Genomic DNA, 992 nt, shown 5'->3' on the forward strand with positions numbered 1-992 from the left:
TCACCAGCCTCGCCGAAGAGCCGGTCATTGCCGGCATTGCCCTCGACCCTATCGTCGCCGGCGCCGGCGAAGACGACGTCGTCATCCGCGTCGCCCTCGATCCGGTCGCACCCATCGCCGCCGAAGACGATGTCGTTACCGGTCCCGCCATGGATCTGGTCGTCACCGGCGCCGCCCGCGAGATGATCGTCGCCGGAACCGCCATCGAGCACATCGTCGCCGGCATCACCGGAGAGCGTGTCGTCGCCATCCTCACCGAAGAGCCGGTCGTTGCCGCCGCCACCGGCCGCTGCATCGTCGCCGGCKCCGAGCTGGGCCGTGTCCTGGCCGGCGCCGAACTGGACGAGGTCGACATGAGCGCCACCGGTGACGACATTGTTGCCGTTGCCGGTTCGGACCGTGTCGTTGCCGTCGCCGGTGAAGATCGTGTTGTCGCCTTCTCCGCCGTCGATCCAGTCGTCGCCGTCGCCACCGTCGAGGATGTCGTCGCCGTCCTCGCCATAGACCTGGTCATTGCCGGCCCCGCCCATGACGTGATCGTCGCCGGCATCRCCATGAAGCTCGTCGTTGCCGGCGCCGCCATCCACGGTGTCGTCGTCCTCATCGCCATGGATGACGTCGTTGCCGGCATCCCCGGCGATCTGGTCGTCGCCGGTGCCGCCMKRGATCWSGTCRTTGCCGTCACCGCCGGAGAGCTGGTCGTTGCCGGCGCCGCCGACAATGATGTCATCGCCAGCCTCGCCGAAGATGATGTCGTCGCCATCCTCGCCGAAGAGCTGGTCGTCGCCGTCRYCGCCATAGATCGTGTCGTTGCCGTCGCCGCCATAGACGATGTCGTTGCCGCGGCCGGCATAGATCAGGTCATGGCCGGCGCCGCCGCGGATGAAGTCGTTGCCGGCGCCGCCATGCAGGATGTCSGAGCCGCCGCGGCCRTCGATCACGTCATTGCCGTCGCGCCCGTCGATCAGGTCGGCGCATTCCGTCCCGGTCAG

The 992-nt window shown here is 68.4% G+C and carries 1 protein-coding gene; it reads right to left on the minus strand.

Annotated elements, in window-relative coordinates:
• A partial coding sequence (locus AC1DRP_RS36665) for a calcium-binding protein (protein ID WP_476771150.1) occupies positions 1–992 on the minus strand: 992 nt, incomplete at both ends.

This window comes from Allobosea sp. 01N443 (genome assembly GCF_056399325.1).